The sequence below is a fragment of the Legionella quinlivanii genome (genome assembly GCF_900461555.1).
In the GTDB taxonomy this organism is placed as follows: domain Bacteria; phylum Pseudomonadota; class Gammaproteobacteria; order Legionellales; family Legionellaceae; genus Legionella_C; species Legionella_C quinlivanii.
Genome location: NZ_UGOX01000001.1, coordinates 3,439,490 through 3,461,261, shown reverse-complemented (window position 1 = coordinate 3,461,261; position 21,772 = coordinate 3,439,490). Strand labels below are relative to the sequence as shown.

Below are 21,772 nucleotides of genomic sequence, written 5' to 3'. Positions count from 1 at the left end.
CGGTACGCCAACAACTAACCGGCGTTAACCATTTCCTCAGGCTTCACATATTCATTGAACTGTTCAGCGGTTAAGTAGCCCAGTTTAACTGCTGCTTCCTGTAGGGAAGTGTTGTCATGGTGCGCTGTTTTGGCGATTTTGGCGGCTTTATCATAGCCAATGTGCTGATTGAGTGCTGTAACCAGCATCAGTGAGTGATGCAGATAATAGTCAATCTGTGTGTAGTTGGGCTCAAGACCCTCCGCACAGAACTCCCTGAATGAATGGCAGGTATCCGCCAGCAGATTTAATGAATGAAGCACATTAAAAATGATAACCGGCTTAAATACATTTAATTCAAAATTCCCCTGGCTGGCTGCAATTCCCACTGTGGTGTCATTCCCAAGAACCTGTGCGCAGACCATGGTCATTGCTTCACATTGAGTGGGATTCACTTTGCCGGGCATAATGGATGAGCCTGGTTCATTTTCAGGCAGAATAAGCTCGCCAATTCCACAGCGAGGACCTGAACCAAGCCAGCGGACATCATTGGCAATTTTCATCAGTGCACAAGCTAATGCCTTGAAGCTGCTATGCGCCATGACCAGCGGTTCATGGGAGGCCAGCGCTGCGAATTTGTTGGGTGCGGATACAAAGGGTAGTCCGGTAATTTGAGCGATATGGGCAGCCGCTTTTTCGGCAAATTGCGGGTGGGTGTTCAGGCCTGTGCCCACAGCGGTGCCTCCGAGCGCCAGTTTATAAACATCTGGCAGGCATTGTTCGACATATTGCATGCAGGCATCGAGTTGCGCGACATAACCGGAAAACTCTTGTCCGAGAGTTAAAGGGACTGCGTCCTGTAGATGAGTTCGACCAATTTTTACGATGTCCTTAAACGCATTCATCTTGGCAGCCAGAGTATCTCTTAACTCACGCACCGCAGGCAGCAGGCGTTTGTGAATGGCAATAGCTGTCGCGATATGCATAGCGGTGGGAAAGGTGTCATTGGATGACTGCGACATGTTGACATGATCATTTGGATGAACCGGCGTTTTACTGCCCTTCACTCCTCCGGCAAGTTCAATTGCCCGGTTTGAGATAACTTCATTGGCATTCATATTGGATTGGGTTCCGCTGCCAGTCTGCCAGACATGCAGAGGAAAATGTTCATCCAGCGCCCCTGAGCTAACCTCATCAGCCGCTTTAATAATCAGATCGGCCTTATCCTTGGGTAATTTTCCCAATTCAAGATTTGTGAGAGCGGCGGCTTTTTTTAAAATGCCAAAGGCATGGGTAACCTCTCTTGGTATGATGTCATTGCCAATGTTAAAATGATGCAGCGAGCGCTCGGTCTGCGCCCCCCAATAGCGGCTGGTCTCAACCGGGATTTCACCCATACTGTCGGTTTCAATGCGTGTGGCGGTCATTATTTTCTCCAGAATAGAAAGTTAGAGATAGTAGCATAGTCATCGATAGAAATTAACGAGAGGATTTTTGTGCGTTTAATTCGTATTTACCAGCCAGGACAATATTCTCCTGGAGACATTATTGAACTAACACCTGAGGCTGGCCAGCATGTGGGTGTGGTCTTAAGAAAACAGCCAGGGTATAGGCTTTGCCTGTTTCCCGGTAATAATCTCGAGTTTGAGGCTGAAATAGTTCAGGCGCATAAAAAACGGGTAGCGGTTAAAATCATTTCTGGTCAGGAAAGGAATCGTGAATCGCCGATCAGGCTTCATCTGGTGCAAGGCGTTTCAAAAGGCGAGCGTATGGAAGTGGTTGTGCAAAAGGCAGCAGAGCTTGGGGTGGCCAGTATAACGCCGGTTCTTACTGACTATTGCGCCGTGAAGCTGGATGAGGAGAGGATGAGAAAAAAACAGGCGCAGTGGCAGCTTATCGCCATTTCCGCCTGTGAACAATCTGGAAGAAACACTATACCGTTAATACAGCCAATAATCCCTTTTACCGGTTTTCTGAAGCAAATGCCTGCCGGCGCCAGTTTCGTGCTCTCACCCACCGCGGATAAGCACTGGCGAGACTATCAATGTAAAGACAAAGAGATTTATTTATTTATTGGCCCTGAAGGTGGATTCTCGGATGAGGAGCTTGATCAATTAATACAGAACCATTGTGCGCCGCTTTCTTTAGGGCCAAGGGTCTTACGTACAGAAACTGCTGCGATTGCCGCTCTGAGTATTTTGCAGGCGGTATGGGGCGATTTGTAGTCGTCTTCTGTTGTGTATATAATCAAGATCGTATTTTAATTCTTAAATCCTTAGGGGATAACACATGAGTGAACATATTAAAACGGTAACTGATGCGAGCTTTTCGCAGGACGTATTGAATTCAACCAAGCCAGTATTGGTGGATTTTTGGGCCGAATGGTGTGGTCCATGCCGTGCGTTAACACCTATTCTTGAGGAAGTTGCCGCCAGTCATCACGAGCAGATTACTTTCGCAAAAGTCAATATTGATGAGAATCCACAAACTCCATCCAAGTATGGTGTGATGAGTATCCCTACTCTGATTATTTTCAAAAATGGCCAGGTGGCAGCAATGAAAATGGGTCTGCTAAGCAAATCCCAACTGACTGCATTTGTTGAAAGCAACAGCTGATTTTGTACTTTTCCGCAAGGTTTTCAGGGTGGTTTCTGGCTCGATGCCATTAATTTAAAGGAATTATCGTAGGTTGGGCCCCTTGGCCCAAAGAATATCTGATCCCCTCTCCACCGCGCAGCGGGGGAGAGGGGATAAATTACTTCTTAGCCTAATGGCAGTGGTTCCTGGTCTCAATAAATCAGATAACCTAATCCAGACGCATATCCACTTTAATCGGAGCCATTATTTTTTCCATGGATTCATTCTTGGACAAAGCGTCTCGAATCACTCTAAAATTGATATGCCCCGGTTGACTGAATACATTAATAATTTCCTGAGTATTGGTACTATGATTCCTTTCCTTGGAATTATTTATCCTATCTTTGATTTGAATAATAGCCGCAGCAATTTTTTTATCATCTGAATAATCGATATCTTTCATTATATTGCGTATTTCCAGAATGATGGCAGGGATATTCCCATCTTGCCCTTTCATTAGATCATCATCATGTAATACCGCGTTAACAGCGAAAATATTTTCTTCTCGCTCGCTGGCAGGAATCTTAATAATGTTGCTTCTAACTTTTAACTTATTCGGCAGAGCAGTGGCTGGAGGCGGACTGATAATTTTAATTTGTTCCAGACTGTTAATTCCTTTTTCTATTTCATCTAAGTCCCGTGAAAGGTCTGGTAAGTCAACGAATTCTTCGCGTGCTATCATTTGTTCCAGGTTGTTAATTCCCTCTTCTATTTCGGCTAAATCCCGAGAGAGATCGGGTAGGTCAATTAATGTTTCTTCGCTTAATATCTCAGGCGGCTCCATGTCTTTACAAATTTGGGCAATATCTAAAAATCTGGAATACACTTTTTGCGTATCGATTTTCAAAAATCTATCCTCAGGCTTTCTGATTTCATCATTATAGTCTTCAAATTCCCTAATAATTTGCTCTATGACAAAAGGGTTCTGATTAATGTAATGCCTGAATTCAGGAATGGCGATGAGCGTGTTTTTTAATAGGGCGGTTCTTTCAATTTTATGTGCAATAAGATCTTTTCTTAAGGTGTCGGAATTAATAGTTGCATTTGCTATTCCTATATAATTATCGTCATCAATAAGAATGCGTTTCAGAAAGCTATAATATTTCTGTGAAATAAACTCTGGATTATGAACTAATTTATCAACATCTAGTAATTTGGGGGGATATATATGGACAAAGCTATCCGGACTTGCATTTTTCAACCTTGGGAAGTTAATTATATCATCAGCAGTAATAATGAATTGATTTTGGGCAGAATAGTCTCTTTTCTCGGCTATAACAGGATAGGTACTGGCACCATGATCTATTTTAACTGAAATTATTTCATCGTCCTTGTTGCGTCCAAACCCGAAATTTTCTGCATTTAAATCATTTTCCTCTTCGCAATAAGCAGCAACTAAAATTTGCGGAAACTTGAGTTTAATAAACTCCTCTGTAGTTAGCCCTGTCTTGTTATTCTGTCTATAAAAACTGTGAAAAGAGAGGTATTGAGGTATAAGTTTTGATATAACCCCAATGGTTACATTTGAGTCATTATGAACTGCCCTCACTTTTGCAGCCTGCTCTCCGAGCAACATTCGATAACATAAGCCATTGAAAGCTTCTATCTCACTCAATTCAGGACCGAGGCCTGCTTCTTTGTATACATAGGAACGATCAGGATGTGCGTTATCCTCTTTTCGCTTCACAAGAGATGCTTCAGAAGTAGATTGTTCTATCTGATCCGATTTCTGTTTCTTTGTGAATAAATTTTCACTCTTACTTTTATAAGGTCTCTTTTCATGTGTCATTTTATTCGCACTAATTAGCTATCCATACCTAATTATATTAGCTAATCTTCCGGTGAAAGCATCATACACTACAGGGCGCTGAATAATCGCAATCCAGACGCGGTTCATGTACTACTTGATTCAGTTTGCCGGAGCAGGTAAATAAACTGCTGTGTACCTGCCAGCTCGAGACCGCCGCAGAATTTTTTTGCCAGACCATTTCAATCGAATCTCCCTCAGCACCAGACGCAGGACGTTTTATTGCTTCAACGGCAGGTTTAAAAACCAGACTGGCATAGGCATGAGTATTATTTTGCCATTGCCCTTTAGCTGACCATTGGCTTTCTTTGTTGATTTCATTTCCGTTTTCGGGTAGCAGCGCTTCCCGACTGCCGGGAGAAAAATAAGCGGTTACCGTTGAGCCCTCATACAGAGAGGCGTCGAAGCCCTCGCCTTTGGGTAATAATGGGGGGCGGCCAGGAGAATTGACACATTGTAATTCTTCGTCTGAGATGTATTGTTTACTTCCCCCCAGAGTACCTACCAGGTGCTGATGTACAATCCAGGGCTCGTCGTCGGGATGTTCGCGAACATGGAGTTGACTGCAACTGTAATTATGAGAGTCAGCGGTTAGAATGGTAGCGATGCGATGATTTCTGCAAAGCTGCATTAATCGCTGCCACTCCTGCCAGTGCGCACGATAATCCTCGCCTGGATCCTTGCCCATCACCAGCGGTAGCGGCGAAATCAGCACTTTATTACTGGCCTTGGAGTTGGCGAGCGACTGTTCCAGCCATTGCCATTGCTCTTCACCCAGCAAATAAGCATCGGCCCTGTTTGCAGTGTTGGTATAACGATTATGCAGAAAGAAAAACTCGCTTTGGCCAATGCGCTTCTTATAATAGGGGCCTGCTCTGCCAATAAGACTGTCGGGATTATTTTCGTTAAGAGGCTGAGATAAAAAGCTTGGCATTAGCAGCATTTCATGGAACGCTTTTTCCATATTTTCTCTTCGGCGATGCTCGCTTGGAGTTATTGGAGGTTTGGCCTTATTTTGTCCAGTATCATGATCATCGGCTATTGCGTAAACACCATAGGCGAGATGCGAAAGACCATTGCCGGCCGGTTTGCCAAAATCACTTGCCAGATGCTGACGAAATGCTTTCAATGAGTCGACCCCTACTTCAAAAACGCTTCTTCCTCGACGAAAAAGATTCCGCCAGGAGAAAAAAAACTCACCATTAAACAGGTCTCCGAGATGGATCATCATCTGGTAGGGTTGTGATTCAATATCATCTTCTGCACTGGCTTCAAAATTACCTTCATCGGCGATGTGCCGATAAAGCAGCCGGGTATGCGATGCATTGTCCAGATCGAAACAGCGGCCCAGAACGCCGAATTGCTCGTGCCGCTCCTGGTCGCCGCCCACGGCAATTTTGATAGGCTGGGGATCTTGCCGGGCCGGCGGTGTTCTGATGATAATTTCATGGCGAGTCGCCTCTCCCGCGCTGCCCGGAATCGGCAGGGAAGTTCCTTTGTATAAAAGCTCATAGCGATAATTGGTTTTGCATGCCAGCTTATCGAGATGAAAATGAAGAAATTTCCCTTTTTTCCTATTTAGGGAAATACTATCTGCATTATAAGCGGAAAATATTCTCTCGGATTCTTCAGAGAAGGGATTGGTGGGAGTCAGTCGAATTTGAAAATCATCGCAAGCGTATTTTTTGCTCAGACGAACTGCGATGCTGCAGGAGACACGATCATCCTCAATTTCCGGCTCTTCAGAACCCGAATCAATATACTCCAGTTCGCCAAATAAAAGATTTTTTATTTGCGGTAAACGGGTTTCTCCCATAATCAGTCCACACTTCAGGTTAGATATATATGGAAGAGATTATATTCCTGGTTGGAGTGGTTTCAATACATTATGATCTTAATGTCGAAGGAGGTAATTTATTTGATGATTATCTTATTGCCGCCCTGCAGTTTGCCTTCCTGCAAGGCATGGGCCGCTTCGGTCAGTAGATTGACCGTGTTAAGATGAATTTTCGGATTAAAAAAGACTACTCCGATTGTTGCTGTGGTTCGCACTCGTCCCACGCGAGTCAGATGCTGTTCGCTGGCAATATTTTTGCGGATGCGGTTGGCAACGGCCAGTACATCTGGTTGTTCTTCACAGGGCAGCACAATTACAAATTCCTTGCCGCCCCAATACCCGATCGAGTCTTCGCAGCCGCATGAGTTAATCAGCGTCTGGGTAATTGCCTTCAATAAATCATTGCCAGCTTCATGCCCGTACTCCGTGACAAAGGCCTGCAGACTATCCACCGAAAGCTGAATGATCCCAAATTCGCTTTTATTGAATTTGCTTAATTTCCTTTGATATTCGATTACCTGGGTTATACCTGTTTTATTCCAGAGACGTGTAAGGGGATCCAGTAGCTCCTTTCTTTTTTCTGCGTTTAATTCATGAAGTTTTTTTTCTGGCGGATGAATATGCTGGTGATTTCTTATCTCTGTATCTACTAATGAGGCAATATCTTTAAGGATTATTTTATCGTGGGAGGAAATTTGTCTTGGGCGAGTATCAATAATACATAATGCACCAATTCGATGCTCATTGACAGTATGAATGGGACAACCGGCGTAAAAGCGAATCGATGGCGACTCGGTCACCAGGGGATTGTCTGAAAAGCGCGGATCTAATTGGGCATCATCGACCACCAGAACATCATCTTTAAGAATGGTATGCCCGCAAAAAGAGATATCCCTTGGGGTACTATTGGCATCCAGGCCGATTACCGATTTAAACCATTGAGTATCCTTGTCAATAAGGCTTATTGCGACAATAGGAACATCAAAAATTTTTTTCGTTAGCCGAGTGATTCGCTCGAAGCCCTGTTCAATAGGAGTATGGAATAAATGGCTGTCGTAAAGGGATTTTAGCCGTTCCGGTTCGTTTTCCGGCATGCCAGGCACTATCATATATCCTCCATTACTATACTCTAATTTTAGAAAACAAAGCCTGATAAAGCAAAATGCATACATAGAAAAAACTGGATTTACACCACACCCTGTGTTAGTCTCATGTGAACGAGGTCTGTTGACATTTGTTTTGACTTCGATTGCTTCGTGTTTTATCTGAAACAAATGTCAACAATCCTCGGCTTAAGTTATATTCAGTAGGCCTATTTACCATTTATGTCAGACAGGATGAGATATTCTTCACAAATGGTATTAAAATAAGTAAACTGATAATATAGCTCGAGTGGCAACAGCTTTCTCAAGCTGACCTTCCGTTTAAATAACCCCGGACATCCAATTCTTTTAACCAATACATCAAGTGAGAAGTATGAATCTTAGAGAACTCAAGCAATTGCCCATTGCCGACCTTGTCAATATCGCTCAAAAAAAGGGAGTCGAAAACGTTTCCAGCAAACGCAAACAGGATATTTTATTCGCTATTTTAAAAGCGCATGCCGGTGAGGGTGAAGATATTCTGGGCGGCGGTGTCCTTGAAGTGTTACCTGATGGTTTCGGTTTCTTGCGTTCTGAAGATGACTCTTACCTGGCGGGGCCGGACGATACCTATGTTTCCCCAAGCCAGATTCGTCGTTTTGGCCTGCGTACAGGCGACACAGTGTATGGAAAAATACGTCCTCCGAAAGATAACGAGCGTTATTTTGCTTTACTGAAAGTAGATCAGATTAACTTTGATGCTCCTGACAGCGCCAAACGGAAAATTCTGTTTGAAAACCTCACGCCTCTGTTTGCGACCGAACGTCTGGTTATGGAGCAAGGAAATGGTAGTACAGAAGATCTCACCGCTCGTGTGGTCGACCTCTGCGCGCCTTTTGGACGTGGCCAGCGGGGTCTTATTGTTTCTCCACCCAAAGCTGGAAAAACATTGATGTTACAGAACATCGCTCATTCGATAGCAAAAAGCTATCCAGAATGTTACCTCATTGTATTATTAATCGACGAGCGTCCTGAGGAAGTAACCGAAATGCAGCGCTCTGTTAAGGGTGAAGTGGTTGCCAGTACCTTTGACGAGCCAGCTAACCGTCATGTTCAGGTTGCTGAAATGGTCATCGAGAAAGCCAAGCGTCTGGTTGAACATAAGCGCGACGTGGTCATTTTGCTGGATTCTATTACCCGTCTTGCCCGTGCGTATAACACCGTTGTTCCTTCATCAGGTAAAGTGCTTACCGGGGGAGTTGATGCCAACGCGCTTCAACGTCCAAAACGCCTCTACGGTGCTGCGCGTAATATCGAAGAAGGCGGCAGCCTGACGATCATCGCCACCGCACTGGTCGATACAGGCTCCAAGATGGATGAAGTCATTTACGAAGAGTTCAAGGGAACCGGTAATATGGAAATTCATCTTAGCCGAAGCATTGCTGAGCGCCGAACCTTCCCGGCGATTAATATCAATCGCTCCGGTACTCGACGTGAAGATCTCCTGCTGTCTCCTGAAGATCTGCACCGTACCTGGATTCTGCGTAAAATATTACAATCTATGGATGAATGCGATGCGATTGAGTTTCTGATCGAGCGTATGAAAAACCATAAGACGAATGCGGAATTCTTTGATGCGATGAAGCGTCAGGAATAAAATTAAGTTAAGCTCGATTATCTACTAAACTGTCCTCCCCGCCTTCGCGGCATAGGTATCTACACATCATCTGCCCTACGCCCTGCGGCTTGTCCGCAGGGTCCAGGGCTTCTCTATGAGTCTTCTGGATCCCTCGGACAAGCCGAGGGACGTAGAGGCTAGGAGCAGACTGTGTTTTTCAGAAATGTGTAGATAAGCGCCCGTGCGGGGAATGATAGAGTTTCAAACCACTACTTCCTGTTAATCGCCTGCGCAATCGCCATAATATTCTCAAGCTGCATCGCTATCTGTTTTGTACTCAATTGTTGCTTAATCTCTTCCCAAACGATGTCCGAGCGAATATATTCCAAGAGATCATATCCGGACCAGGTAAGCCGTAATAAATGAAAGCCGTGCGGAGAGCCTCCCGGTGTTTTATGAATTTTTCCCTGCAATAGACCGGCCTCTTGCAATATTTCGAGGTGACAGGAAATCTCACTCTGCTTATCGGCAGCAAAACTGTCCAGAGTCAGTAAAGCATTCGGGGCAAGTTGTTCGATTTTCAGGAGAATCTCCCGAATTATATCCCAATCTCGTTTCATCCAATTATTCCGCCTGTTGTTTATAGTCTTGAGTATAAGCGGAATTTAATAAATATCTATAACAGTAAACCTATAGCGGTTTAGTTAGCAGTTCTTCGTTCGTATTGCCAATAGGATACTGCATGATTGAGCAGCACGGTGAAAATTGCCACAACAAATGGAACGCCGAATAAATAGCGCCAGGGCATGATAAACGACAAACCCAGTATATTGTTCGCCACGTAGAAATTGATAGCAATGGCGGTGCACACCGCTAAAAGACCCGCGTAAAAACCGGTAAAAAAGGCTTCGCTGCTTTTGATCCATAACAGCTGCTTTTTGCGCATCCCAAGTGTTTTTAAAAGCCAGGTTTCCTGCTTTTTGCTGCCGCTTTGAGATAGCATGGCCAGCGCCGTTATAATCAGCCCTGTTAGCAAACCAAAAAACGAAATCAGACTGATCGCCTTGCCGACATTATCAAAAATGGATCGCACCCGTTCAAGAGTAGTTGCGATGTCAATTACCGTAATATTCGGGAACTGTTTCACCAGGCTAATTAAAAATTCACGATTATCCGGGGGTAAATAAAGGCTGGTAATATAGGTTTTTGGGAAGCTGTCAAGAACCCCAGGTTTAAAGAGAATAAAAAAGTTGGGTTTAAAACTGGACCAGTTAAGACGGCGGATACTGCTTATTTTACCGCTAATGATTTGATCAGCTATTCTGAAGCCGAGTTGGTCGCCAATCTTGACCCCTAAGCGGTTGGCTAAGTCTTCTTCAATGGATATCCCGCTATTCCATTGGCCTGCAATCAGTTGATTCTCATCAGGAAGGGCTTCGGTCCAGGAGAGGTTAAGTTCTCTTTGTAAGGCATTAATTTCCTGAGTCTTGTCTCCCAGCACCTGTTCAACCGGCTGCTCATTAATCCGAATCAGCCGGCCGCGAACCATCGGAAAAATCGCGGCACTTTTGATTGTGTGCTGCTTTAAAAGCTGCTGTAAGGGCGGAATTTGCTGCGCTTCAATATTAATTAGGAAATAATTGGCCGCATCAGGCGGTAATTGACGCTGCCAGTCAGAAAGCAATTGTGTTCTAAGCAAGAAGAGACTCAAGAGTGCGGTAAGCGCTAATCCCATGCCAATAATCTGCAGCGCACTATTCGCCAAATTACGCGAAATACTGATAAAACCAAAACGCCAGTTCAAATGAATTTGCCTGGCACTGGCCAGCAGACCAAACCCAACATAGAGACTGAATATCACCAGTAAAATAAAAAAAAGACAGCATAGAACAACCACCAGGGTAACTGTCCATGATTGAGTGTAAAGATAAGCGAGGCCGGCAGAAAGAATAAATGCCAGAATATAACCTTCCAGCATACTGCCCTGTGCCTGGGTGCTTTGTCTTCGGAAGATACTGGCAGGACTCACGTTTTTTAATTTGAGTAAATGAGTAAGACTAAAAGCGCTTAAAATAATGATACCGGTAGCGAGGCTAAGAGCGGCTGGCTTTAAGCTGAAAGGAGCCTGCATTTCAGGCGTGATTCCGCGAAGCCAGCCGACGAGGAGTGGCTGCAGGGCATAGCCAAGGATTATACCAAAGATGCTGGCGATACTGCCCAGAAAGAGAATGCTTAGAAAATACCAGGTGAGAATATGCTTTTGCGAAGCCCCAAAACATCGGAGAATAGCCACATGTTGCTGGTGGCGCTGACTGAAACGCAGGCTTGCCATACTGATGGCAACGCCTGCCAGAACCAGACTCATTAAGGTGCCGAGATTAAGGTAAGCCAGGGTCCGGCTGGTGTTTCTTTCTACCGCTCGATTGCCCGACTTGCTGTCAAACCATTGCTGTTGCTCATTTAATTGCGGCCTGAGATATTCATATAACTGTTCCAGAAGAATTGGCTCGCCACTGATAAGCCACTGATAACGGATATTGCTGCCGGTCTGTATCACTGCGGTTTTGTTTATGTCGCTCTGATTCATCAGAATATGAGGGGAAATATTGAACCAGTCACCCACCTGACCGGGCTCCTCGAGAATAATTCCGTCGACTACAAATTCAGCGGCTCCAATCTGTACTGTATCCCCTGGTTGCACTGCCAGACTGCTAAAAAGACGCCATCCCATCCAGATGCGGCCGGCTGAGGGCGCGCTATTACTGGTAAATACCCGCGAGTTATCAATGGATTTGCTAATCGTCAGGCGGCCATTTAATGGATAGGGTGTCTGTATTGCCTTGATTTGAGCAAGCTGTAAATTGTCGCCATGACTGACCATCGAGAGGAAGCTCTGCGCCTCGCTTTGTTTAAGACCCAATGAGGAGGCCTTGGCAAACCAATCTTTTTTTAGCGGAATAGCACTGCTGAGTTGGCGATCGGCGCCCAGTAACTGGGCGGCTTGACGATCAAGCTGATAATTAATCAGCTCTCCAAGATTATTTAAAGCGCTGACACAGGCCATTGAAAAAAATAAGGCAAAAGCCAAAAGGCTCAACTCACCGCTTTTCCATTCTCGTATAAAGCTTCGGAAAAATGCAGGCAGGGCTAGCATTTCAGCTGTCCTTCTGCAAGCGGCCAATGCGTCTGGCAGCGTGCCGCAAGAGATTCATCGTGAGTTACAATCACCAGTGTACTTCGATGCGCTGAATTCAACTCAAAAAGTAAATCGATGATGTGCTGCCCCGTTTTTTTATCCAGATTACCGGTTGGTTCATCAGCAAACAAAATCGAAGGGGTGATTGCAAACGCCCGAGCAATGGCGATACGCTGCTGTTCGCCTCCGGAAAGCTGGTAAGGAAAATGATGAGCGCGCCTGGCCAATCCAACCTGATCGAGCCATTGCAGGGCAATGGCCATCGCATTCCTTCGATTGGTAATTTCCAGCGGTAACATAATATTTTCGAGAGCAGAAAAATTCGGCAATAACTGGAACGATTGAAAAATAAAGCCAATACGTTCAGCCCGCAAACTGGCCCGACTATCCTCGTCTAATTGGGTGATATCGGTTTCATTATAATAAACATGTCCTGAAGTGGGTAATTCGAGGCCGGCCATGATATTTAAAAGCGATGTCTTGCCAGAACCAGACACTCCGGTGATAGCAATTGTCATTCCGGAATTGATTCGCAGGTTAATATCCCTGAGAATAAGCAATTGCTCATTTCCACTTTGAACCTGATAACTCAGGTGATGTAAACTAATCGATTGAATAGGAGATACCATGCCAGGGAAAGTCCTCGCTCTTATATTTTCACTTTTTATGATAGCACCTTTATGGGCCGGAACAGTGTTAATTTTAGGTGACAGCCTCAGTGCAGGCTATGGTCTTGCCGATCAGAAAAACTGGGTTGCGCTGCTTGACCAGAAATTGCGTCAATACCCGGGTAATTGGCAAACGGTTAATCTTAGTACCAGTGGGGATACGACCAGCAACGGACTGGCCAAGCTGCCGGCTGCACTGCAAAAATATAAACCCGAGATTGTTGTGATTGAACTGGGAGCGAATGATGGTTTGCGAGGTTTGTCTCTTCTGCAAATGAGCAAAAATCTTGAAACGATGATCAATATGTCACGGCAAAGCAATGCCCGCGTGGTTTTATTAGCGACGAAATTGCCGCCCAATTACGGCCAGCAATTTCTGACTCGTTTTGACAAGGCCTATAAGGATCTGGCACAAAAATACAAGCTCGTTTTTGTCGCGATGTTTTTAGAAGGTGTTGCCGGCCATCGCGAATATATGCAAAATGATAATATTCATCCTAATATGGCGGCCCAGAGTAAAATTCTCGATAATGTTTGGCCTGTTATTGAACCGTTAATTAAAAATACTAATTAGTTGCTGAGGGATGTTAATTAAGGCATGGTTCCTGCTTAAAACAAAACCATGAAACTCGGGCTTATCGGCAGGTAAGCCAGAATCCTATACAAGGGGAAATAGATGAAAAAAGTTGGATTAAAGGCACTGGCCTGTTTACTAGGCGCCATGACCTCAATGTCTTATGCTAATCAGCAGTCCTGGAATAGCTGGGTCGCTGGTGTGAGGCAGGAGGCATTATCTCAGGGCATTCCGGCTTCATTGTTTGATCAGGCCTTTGCTGATATTCATGAACCCAGCAGGCAGGTTAAAAGTCTCGCCCGCTCACAACCCGAGCATCGCCTGACCTTCACTAAATATTTAAATACTCGTGCGGATGCCTATCGTATTGCCATGGGTAAAAAGAATTATCAGAGAAATAAAGAACTGCTGGATCAGGTGGGCCAAAGTTTTGGTGTCGATCCTTGTTTTATCGTCTCCTTCTGGGGTATGGAAACCAGTTATGGTACTTACATGGGCGACTTCCCGGTTATCAAATCCTTAGCCACCTTAGCCTATGATTCAAATCGTCAGGACTTTTTCCGTAAGCAATTGATGCTGGCCTTGCACATTGTCAACGATGGCCATGTGAGCCTGAAGGATTTTAAAGGCGAATGGGCAGGTGCTTCAGGTCAGCCGCAATTTCTGCCTTCAAGCTGGGTTGAGTACGCGGTGGATTATGATGGAGATGGCCGAAAAGATATCTGGAAAGCCAAGGCAGATGTCTTTGCCTCTATAGCCAATTACATGAAAAAGAATGGCTGGCAAACTGGCGAGCCCTGGGCTATCCATGTACGCCTGCCTGCCAATTTTGACAAAAGCCTGGAAGGTAAAACGACGGTGAAGCCAGTCAGCGAGTGGAACGCGATGGGTGTTCGCACCACGGATGGAAAACCGCTGCCCTATCAAAATCTCGAGGCCAGTATTGTACAGCCCAATGGCGGTCCGGTATTTCTCGCCTTCCCTAACTATAAGATGATTTTGCGCTACAATAATTCTATCTACTATGCAGGCGCTATTGGTTACATGGCTGATAAAATTTGTGGCAGAGTGAAATAACTGCCAGGCCAGGAAAACCGCATTTTGTGACTTGCCTTCCACGAGAGTGGAAGGTTCCTGGCGATAGCCTGGCGTTATCACCTAGGTTCCTCTTCCCAGCCAGACCATTTCGCCGCTTTTCCAAGGTGAATCATGGACCATTATCTAGATAAGACAGCAAGCCTTACTCCGCAGAGCCGACGTATTATTTGCCATAAAGCGACCGAATATCCGCACACCGGGCAATATGTCAAACCGATAAAACAAGGGACTTATCTTTGCCGTCGCTGTGGTTTGGCTCTGTTTCGCGGCTCAAGTCAGTTTCATTCCGGCTGTGGTTGGCCAAGTTTTGATGACAATATCATTCAGGCTGTGAAACAGGTTCCTGATGCGGATGGACAGCGGACTGAAATACTTTGTGAACGCTGTGATGCTCATCTTGGGCATGTATTTACTGGCGAACATTTCACGCATAAAAATCTTCGTCATTGCGTGAATTCGGCATCGATTGATTTTGTAGAAAGCGATGCGGTGCTTGATACAGAAGAAGCTGTTGTAGCAGGCGGGTGTTTCTGGGGGGTGGATCATTTTCTCAAGTTACTTCCCGGCGTGCTCAAGGTTGAGGTAGGCTATACCGGAGGTCATGTGGCAAATCCCGGCTATGAGCAGGTCTGTCACGGCAATACCGGGCATTATGAGGCGGCAAGAGTCATTTATGATCGGAATCAAATTGATTATTACTCGGTTATCAAGCGCTTTTTTGAAATTCACGATCCCACCCAGCGCAGCGGCCAAGGTCCGGATATTGGGCCGCAATATCAAAGTGCTGTTTTTTATTATGATGATGAACAGCTAGAAACCGTGCAAAAGCTGATTCAATTATTACAGGCTAGAGGCTACCAGATCGCTACAAAAGTATTGGAAGCGCAGGTTTTTTGGCCAGCAGAAGACTATCATCAGGATTATTATCAGAAGCACCATAAGGCGCCTTATTGTCATCGCCCGGTATCAAGGTTTGATTAATTCGCCAGCTTCAATTGACGTCGGCTTATTTCCAGCAGCAATAGGCAGATCATTCTTTCTCACGCTGATATACCGAATCGGCTTCTTTTGCCTTGCGTTCATTTTCTTTTAATTGCTGCTCGTTCATTTGCTGTTGCCAAAATTGAGACGCCTGATCCCGAAAGCGATTGAATTGGCGAAACAGCTTTCCAAGGTGTTCCGCTAACATAGGCAATTTTCCAGGGCCAAACACAATGACCGCGACAATGGCAATGACCAGTAGCTCCGCGCTGTTCATTAGTTCCTGCCGTCTTTGTCATCTGGTTTGTCGTCATCATTCATGGCTTTACGAAAGCTTTTGATAGCGCTGCCCAGGTCACTGCCTATATTTTTTAGTTTGTTGGTGCCAAACAAGGCAAGAATGATGAATAAAATGAGTAGTAATGACAAAGGACTGACGCCGCTTAAGCCCATATTAGCTCCTGTTTGTTCGATAAAATAAAGTAATTAAAGCTCCTCCGCAGGCAACCAGAAAGCTTGATAGCCCCAATTGTCGTGCATCCAGTAAACTAAAATAACTTAAAATGCCAATGGCTGCCAGACTTATAAAAATACCTGTTCCCAATCCCCTGAACCAGAAACTCCTTTTTTGTGGCTGGGATAAATGACTGATCTGATATAGGGAGCGCATTTTTTCTTCTTTACTAAGCATTAACACTTCGTGCATGAGACGAGGCAGCTGCGGAAGTTGTTCCGCATAGAAAGGAAGATTGTCTCTTAGTTGCTGCAGGAAGGCCCGAGGACCCATTTGCTGCTTGATCCACTTTTCCAGAAAAGGCTTGGCTGTTGCCCAAAGATCCAGTTCAGGATAGAGCTGGCGCCCTAATCCCTCAATGGCCAGTAATGTTTTTTGTAATAATACCAGTTGCGGCTGAACTTCCATTTGAAAACGACGGGCCACCTGAAACAAACGAAGAACGACCTGGGCAAAGGAGATATCCTTAAGCGGTTTTTCAAAAATAGGCTCGCAAACAGTACGCACGGCACTTTCAAACTCCTCGACCCGTGTATCTCTGGCCACCCATCCCGACTCCACATGCAACTGCGCAACCCGGCGATAGTCGCGATTAAAAAAGGCGACCAGATTTTCGGCCAGATAGCGTTTGTCATTTTCATTCAAAGTGCCGATAATGCCAAAATCAATGCAGATGTACTGTGGATCATGCGGATGCTCATAGGAAACAAAAATATTGCCTGGATGCATATCGGCATGGAAGAAGCAATCTCTGAATACCTGGGTAAAGAAAATTTCAACCCCGCGCTCGGCCAGTTTCTTTATATCCACCTCGTTGGCCTGCAGAGTGGCGATATCAGCTACCGGGATACCATGAATCCGCTCCATCACCATGATATTTTCACGGGTGTAATCCCAGAATACTTCCGGAATATAGAGCAAGGGCGAGTTATGAAAATTGCGCCGAAGCTGGCCGGCATTGGCGGCTTCGCGCTGCAGATCGAGCTCATCTATAAGATTGTGTTCAAATTCCTGAACAATTTCTCGCGGTTTCAAGCGCTTGCTATCTGCCCAGTAACGCTCGGCCAGATTGGCGATGGTGTACATGATGCTCAAATCCTGCTGAATAATTTTCAGCATGTTGGGTCTTAGGATTTTAACAACGACTTCTTCGCCGGTTTTTAAACGGGCGGCATGGACTTGCGCCATTGAGGCTGATGCCAACACATTGGTATCGAATTCGGCAAATATTTCAAAAGCGGAGCGTCCATAGGCGGCCTCAATGATCGATAATGCGGTTTTGCTGTCAAAAGGCGGCACATTGTCCTGCAGCTTGCAAAGCTCCAGCGCGATATCCGCGGGTAAAATATCCGGGCGAGTTGAAAGCGCCTGACCAAATTTAATAAATATTGGCCCTAACTCCTCAAGGGTTTTGCGAATAGCCTCTCCACGGCTCAGTTTTTCCCTGCGAAACCAGTTCCAGGGGTTTAAATATACAATAAAGCGGAATGGAGAAAAGAGACGAATGGAGACAATCACGCTGTCTAAACCATTGCGCGCCAGAATCGTATTGATATACAGAAGTCTAATCAGTTGCTTAACGGGTTTCATACGCTTTTTTTAATAAATTGAGTTTGGCTTGCAGCCGTTCGACATCCAGATTTAACTGATCAATATCGTGAAAAAAATCATCGATTTCTTCCCGAGGCGGAAACAGACGGGCTTCCTCATGGAGATAATCATTCAAGTTGCTGCGTAAAGAATCCTCTACCCGATTTTTCAGGTCCATTCCCTGACGAAGAAAAGATCCTAACTGGTAAGCAATCACATCCCCGGTAAAGCGGGCCAAATGCCCCTCCCAATCAATATCCAGCTCATCAAACAGTTTTTTTACCTTCTCGCCCAGTTCAATGTCGCCTGAAATGTGAATTTTGTCATTGAAAAGCGAGCGTGCTTTTGAGGCAGGAAGAAGGCTTAAACGAATCAGGCCCAGGGGTGAGCTATGGATTAAAGTATCCGGCTTTTCATCACAATGGTCCAATAGCTTGATGCCCCCCTCCTTAAATTCTATAAAAAATTTAATTCCCAGAGTATCGATGAAAATTTCAATGATCTTGCCATCGAGTTCAGCTATTTTACCCGGCATGGTATCATCAAGAGACAGAGCAAGGTTGATGGCTTTTTGTAACACTTTTAATGAATATTTCTTAATCATAAAATGCTCTCAATATTTATGGGCAATGTGCAAAGCAACAATACCTCCGCTCAAATTATGATAATGACAGTCTTCGAAGCCGGCTTTTTCAATCTGCGTTTTCAGTTCTTCCTGGTTGGGGTGCATGCGGATTGACTCCGCAAGATAGCGGTAACTGCTGCTATCTTTAGCAAATAACTGGCCCAATTGCGGTAGAACATTAAAAGAATACCAATCATAAATGGGTTTTAATCCGGGTAACACAGGAGTTGAAAATTCCAAAACCATTAACTTGCCTCCCGGTTTGCAAACTCGAAACATCGATCGCAATGCCTCATCTTTATCGGTTACGTTTCTCAAGCCAAAGCCAATACAAATACAGTGAAAACTGTTATCAACAAAGGGAAGCAACTGTGCATTGGCCTGTGCGTACTGTACGTTATGCAGCAATCCCTCATTAATTAAACGTTTACGGCCTACTTCAAGCATAGCTGAATTAATATCAGCCAGTATGACCAAACCTTTTTCACCTACCTTTTGGCTTAGTAATCGGGTCAAATCGCCGCTTCCGCCTGCCAGATCCAATACCATTTGTCCCGGCCGGACCTGACTGAGCTCAACAGTAAACCGTTTCCACAAGTGATGAATACCAAAAGACATAAGATTGTTCATAAGATCGTAATTTTCAGCGACTGACTGAAAAACTTCCCTGACTTTTTTTTCTTTGTCCTCCCAGGCAACGGATTCAAAGCCGAAATGCGTTTTTTGATGCTTGCTCATGGTTTGTTCGATAAAAAAGAATGCACTATGTTAACCGATTCCGTATATAAATGAGTAGCTTTTTCGCTTCCGCCAAAACTTTAAAAATACGCTCTGGAAATAAGAATTTAATTCAATGGAGGGTTAGCTGCACAAGGCCAATAGGGGAGATTATCTGGCGCGATAGAAGAAAAAGTTCGTTTTTTAGTGTAATCTTTTGACTGAAAATCTAAATCTCTTTTTGTATCTTTATTTATCTATGGAAAATTTTAATACGGTCAATGCGGTATATATTGGCAAGGCGGAGCGCTTGGCAGAGTTAAATAATGAGCTTGGCGGCGAAACCAGAATCATTGAAAATGTCATGCTATCACCTCGCACAATTAAGGCTTGTTTCGCTCTCGATACCTGGTTCAAACCGCAAATTCATCAGTTCACCTCCATCAGCGAGGCGGTCAAATTATTAAAAAAGGCAGGCAAATACTGGTACCTGCAACCTGCAAGCCATATCCGGCGCTCTCACTTGATTGCCGACCAATTGCGAAAGCTCCCTCCTTTGCTGCGCTCCTTCCCTCTACAGGAGGAGATTCCGCCAATCGGAGGTTTTTGCCTGCTCGATCAAAATACGCTTCTCTACAGCGTGGATCGTTTAAAACCCTGGCCTGGGGGTTACTGTTATTTCCTGGAAGATAAGGTCAATCCTCCAAATCGTGCCTATTTGAAACTATGGGAAGCGTTAAGCCTTTTAGACCGATATCCAAAATCAGGAGAGAGTGCTCTTGACCTGGGGGCATCACCTGGAGGCTGGACTTATGTCATGCAATCGCTGGGAACACAAGTGACGGCTGTAGATAAAGCCTCACTTGAACCGCGAATTGCTGCGCTGCCAGGTGTCAGCTGCCTGAAGCAGAGTGCGTTTGCGCTTGAGCCTTCAAAACTGGAGAAACCATACGACTGGGTATTGTCGGATATTGCCTGTTATCCAGACAGAGCATTGACGCTTATCAGAAAGTGGCTTGAGTCTGGTAAAGCGGGTCAAATGATTTTCACGATCAAATTACAGGGTGAAACGGACTGGGCCACGCTTAAAGAGTTACATCAGATTGAAGGCGCCTCGCTGATTAATTTATTTTACAACAAACATGAGGTGACTTTTTTCTATCCGGGGTTTAATGGATGAGGCTCTGGTGAAAAACCTAACCAGCTAAGTACCGCGGCATGTATCTGCGGTATCCACATTCTCTCAGATTATTGCAGGTTAGGCCAAGGCCCAACCGACAGGTAATAATACATGTAATGTAAGGCCAGCAAGCTACTTTTTTAGGCGTTTAAGCGCAAGCAAATAATGATCTTCAATATCCTGTGGGGGCATGCCGCGCTGGGCCTGCCACAATGTTTCTGCCAGGCATTCCATCATCAGGTGCTCTACCTGCAGCTCATCCTGATGGCTGGCCATCAGCTGCTGATATATAGCTAGAATTCCAGCTGGACGGTTAGTGGTAATTTGATCACGAATCGCCAGATGCAGACCTAAATGCAGAAAGGGATTGCTTTGCCCCATTTCCGGGGTGTATGTCTTGGCCAGATTGCCAAGAGAGTCATCAAGAATGGCATGATATTCAGGATGGGCAAGGATGACATTCACTACCTGCTGCTCTAGAGCAGTCAATGCCTCTTGCTGACGGTATTTTCTCCAGCACTCAAAAAAAACTTGTCGCGTATCCTGAACATTATCCCCATAGAACATGGCATGCCTGCTTTAAGTCAAAATCGCGAGTCTACTGCACAATAGCAATCGGGTCTACGAATAGTGTAAATTACTGTACAGAAATGTTGACAATAGCACATTTGCTGTGAGATATTTCGTTTGCGAGGTTGGACTTGCTATGTGTCATTCCACTGGGTCAATTGGCGACACACTGATTGGCCCTTTCTAATTCAAAATCTTCTCTTAAATAAACAAATTTTTGATTATCTGTTGTAATTTTCCGCAATTTGAAATAAAAAAGAAGCTCGACTTGTTTTTCAATGGATGGAGATTTATATGTCCGGCTATTCTTATATCAGCTCTTTTTTTTCTCAGCCAGCACCACAGGCAACCTCCGATAAAGGGAAGCCCGCTGCGAGCAACTCTGAAATGCTTCCTGGCCGCTTCATAAAGCCGGAACACGCGTTCTCAGCTTCTTCAGAAGCAGATCGCAAAATATTAACTGAGCTCACTGACAAATTTAAGAAGAGGCTCGAGGAATATCACTCAGCCAATGTCCTGGGAGTTACTTTGCTCTCGGCAACCGTTGGGCTTTACATTTTTTCGTATCTATTCATTCCTGTATTTCTTTCCCTGTTTGCGGGCATTGGTGCCACTTATGAGTTTAAATCAATAGGAGAAAGAGAGATACTGTATAAACAGGCTCGTGCCGACCTCATTGAGGCTTACGAATGGGCAATGGGTAAAGATACAGGTGATCATTGCAATAAGATGAATTGTGATGAAGTAAGAAATCTCATTTTTACGTTGGGTAATTATGTCCCATCAGCAACCATTATCACCTGGAAGAATGCGGAGCCTCGTGGAACAGGCTTAGGCGCAATAGCAGCGGCTGTTTCAGCAGTTACCTCGATATTTACCACTACGGCTGAGTCTGATGAACAGCAGAAAAAGCTACAGAACTTTTTGGTCTATCTTGCACAGGACTGCCATGTGAATACCTTGCCCTACCAGTTTTATGGCGTGAATCCGAAGGGGGTTGTCAAACACGCCTGGGAAGCGATACAACCGGAACTTCAACGAAGAAAGGATAGCGCTGTCAGTTATGCCACGTCGGTATTTACGCCTAGTTAATTATATG

Annotated in this window: 21 protein-coding genes; 8 read left to right on the top strand and 13 right to left on the bottom strand. The window is 44.9% G+C overall.

Annotated features, from left to right (window positions below; translation table 11 throughout):
* Positions 1-14 precede the first annotated feature (14 nt).
* A complete protein-coding gene (gene fumC / locus DYH61_RS14775) occupies positions 15-1,406 on the bottom strand; it encodes a class II fumarate hydratase (RefSeq protein ID WP_058506954.1) in 1,392 nt (463 codons plus the stop codon).
* A gap of 69 nt (positions 1,407-1,475) precedes the next feature.
* Between fumC and DYH61_RS14770 the strand changes: the two genes are divergently transcribed.
* Both DYH61_RS14770 and trxA read left to right on the top strand, forming a co-directional pair.
* Positions 1,476-2,204 (top strand): 16S rRNA (uracil(1498)-N(3))-methyltransferase, encoded by a 729-nt coding sequence (locus DYH61_RS14770; protein WP_058506955.1) that lies wholly within the window; start codon positions 1,476-1,478, stop codon positions 2,202-2,204.
* Positions 2,205-2,268: 64 nt separating this feature from the next.
* Positions 2,269-2,595, top strand: coding sequence for a thioredoxin (gene trxA, locus DYH61_RS14765; RefSeq protein ID WP_058506956.1), 327 nt, complete (start codon positions 2,269-2,271; stop codon positions 2,593-2,595).
* Positions 2,596-2,785: 190 nt separating this feature from the next.
* Here trxA and DYH61_RS14760 read toward each other — a convergent pair whose 3' ends face one another.
* From DYH61_RS14760 to DYH61_RS14750, 3 genes are all read right to left on the bottom strand, one after another.
* Positions 2,786-4,405, bottom strand: coding sequence for a hypothetical protein (locus DYH61_RS14760; RefSeq protein WP_058506957.1), 1,620 nt, complete (start codon positions 4,403-4,405; stop codon positions 2,786-2,788).
* A gap of 61 nt (positions 4,406-4,466) precedes the next feature.
* Positions 4,467-6,239 (bottom strand): alkaline phosphatase D family protein, encoded by a 1,773-nt coding sequence (locus DYH61_RS14755; protein WP_058506958.1) that lies wholly within the window; start codon positions 6,237-6,239, stop codon positions 4,467-4,469.
* A gap of 98 nt (positions 6,240-6,337) precedes the next feature.
* Positions 6,338-7,369, bottom strand: coding sequence for a sensor domain-containing diguanylate cyclase (locus DYH61_RS14750; RefSeq protein WP_058506959.1), 1,032 nt, complete (start codon positions 7,367-7,369; stop codon positions 6,338-6,340).
* 367 nt (positions 7,370-7,736) lie between these two features.
* On the opposite strand from DYH61_RS14750, the gene rho reads away from it, so the two are divergent.
* Entirely contained in the window at positions 7,737-8,999 is a 1,263-nt protein-coding gene (rho, locus tag DYH61_RS14745) for a transcription termination factor Rho (protein WP_058506960.1), read from the top strand.
* A 230-nt stretch (positions 9,000-9,229) separates the two neighbouring features.
* On the opposite strand, the gene DYH61_RS14740 is transcribed toward rho, so the two are convergent.
* The 3 genes from DYH61_RS14740 to DYH61_RS14730 all read right to left on the bottom strand — a co-directional run bounded on the left by DYH61_RS14740 (position 9,230) and on the right by DYH61_RS14730 (position 12,785).
* Positions 9,230-9,580 (bottom strand): DUF2513 domain-containing protein, encoded by a 351-nt coding sequence (locus DYH61_RS14740; RefSeq protein WP_058506961.1) that lies wholly within the window; start codon positions 9,578-9,580, stop codon positions 9,230-9,232.
* Positions 9,581-9,660: 80 nt separating this feature from the next.
* Positions 9,661-12,114, bottom strand: coding sequence for an ABC transporter permease (locus tag DYH61_RS14735; protein ID WP_058506962.1), 2,454 nt, complete (start codon positions 12,112-12,114; stop codon positions 9,661-9,663).
* A complete protein-coding gene (locus DYH61_RS14730) occupies positions 12,108-12,785 on the bottom strand; it encodes an ABC transporter ATP-binding protein (protein ID WP_058506963.1) in 678 nt (225 codons plus the stop codon). Before DYH61_RS14730 ends, DYH61_RS14735 begins: the two co-directional genes overlap by 7 nt.
* On the opposite strand from DYH61_RS14730, the gene DYH61_RS14725 reads away from it, so the two are divergent.
* From DYH61_RS14725 to DYH61_RS14715, 3 genes are all read left to right on the top strand, one after another.
* Positions 12,784-13,398, top strand: a complete 615-nt coding sequence (locus tag DYH61_RS14725; RefSeq protein ID WP_058506964.1) for an arylesterase — start codon at positions 12,784-12,786, stop codon at positions 13,396-13,398. The genes DYH61_RS14730 and DYH61_RS14725 overlap by 2 nt on opposite strands.
* A 102-nt stretch (positions 13,399-13,500) precedes the next feature.
* Positions 13,501-14,475 carry a lytic murein transglycosylase gene (locus DYH61_RS14720; protein ID WP_058506965.1) on the top strand — a complete coding sequence of 325 codons (975 nt, stop codon included), beginning with the start codon at positions 13,501-13,503 and terminating at the stop codon, positions 14,473-14,475.
* Positions 14,476-14,607: 132 nt separating this feature from the next.
* Complete coding sequence (locus DYH61_RS14715; RefSeq protein WP_058506966.1) at positions 14,608-15,477, top strand: bifunctional methionine sulfoxide reductase B/A protein; 870 nt, start codon at positions 14,608-14,610, stop codon at positions 15,475-15,477.
* 49 nt (positions 15,478-15,526) lie between these two features.
* Here DYH61_RS14715 and DYH61_RS14710 read toward each other — a convergent pair whose 3' ends face one another.
* The 5 genes from DYH61_RS14710 to ubiE are packed head-to-tail and all read right to left on the bottom strand — an operon-like array spanning position 15,527 to position 18,944.
* Positions 15,527-15,754, bottom strand: coding sequence for a Sec-independent protein translocase subunit TatA/TatB (locus DYH61_RS14710; protein WP_058506967.1), 228 nt, complete (start codon positions 15,752-15,754; stop codon positions 15,527-15,529).
* Complete coding sequence (gene tatA / locus DYH61_RS14705; protein WP_058506968.1) at positions 15,754-15,930, bottom strand: twin-arginine translocase TatA/TatE family subunit; 177 nt, start codon at positions 15,928-15,930, stop codon at positions 15,754-15,756. The genes DYH61_RS14710 and tatA overlap by 1 nt, the downstream gene beginning before the upstream one ends.
* Before the next feature lies 1 nt (position 15,931).
* Positions 15,932-17,581 (bottom strand): ubiquinone biosynthesis regulatory protein kinase UbiB, encoded by a 1,650-nt coding sequence (gene ubiB, locus DYH61_RS14700; protein WP_058506969.1) that lies wholly within the window; start codon positions 17,579-17,581, stop codon positions 15,932-15,934.
* On the bottom strand, positions 17,568-18,185 hold the full coding sequence (locus DYH61_RS14695) for a ubiquinone biosynthesis accessory factor UbiJ (protein WP_058506970.1): 618 nt from the start codon (positions 18,183-18,185) through the stop codon (positions 17,568-17,570). Before DYH61_RS14695 ends, ubiB begins: the two co-directional genes overlap by 14 nt.
* A gap of 9 nt (positions 18,186-18,194) precedes the next feature.
* Positions 18,195-18,944, bottom strand: coding sequence for a bifunctional demethylmenaquinone methyltransferase/2-methoxy-6-polyprenyl-1,4-benzoquinol methylase UbiE (gene ubiE, locus DYH61_RS14690; RefSeq protein ID WP_058506971.1), 750 nt, complete (start codon positions 18,942-18,944; stop codon positions 18,195-18,197).
* 238 nt (positions 18,945-19,182) lie between these two features.
* Between ubiE and DYH61_RS14685 the strand changes: the two genes are divergently transcribed.
* The gene (locus tag DYH61_RS14685; protein WP_058506972.1) at positions 19,183-20,103 is read left to right on the top strand and encodes an SAM-dependent methyltransferase; all 921 of its coding nucleotides are present in this window, start codon (positions 19,183-19,185) and stop codon (positions 20,101-20,103) included.
* 132 nt (positions 20,104-20,235) lie between these two features.
* Here DYH61_RS14685 and DYH61_RS14680 read toward each other — a convergent pair whose 3' ends face one another.
* Positions 20,236-20,670 (bottom strand): DUF1841 family protein, encoded by a 435-nt coding sequence (locus tag DYH61_RS14680; RefSeq protein ID WP_058506973.1) that lies wholly within the window; start codon positions 20,668-20,670, stop codon positions 20,236-20,238.
* Between the two features lie 297 nt (positions 20,671-20,967).
* On the opposite strand from DYH61_RS14680, the gene DYH61_RS14675 reads away from it, so the two are divergent.
* Positions 20,968-21,765: a hypothetical protein gene (locus DYH61_RS14675; RefSeq protein WP_058506974.1), complete on the top strand. Its 798-nt coding sequence runs from the start codon at positions 20,968-20,970 to the stop codon at positions 21,763-21,765.
* Positions 21,766-21,772: the final 7 nt, after the last annotated feature.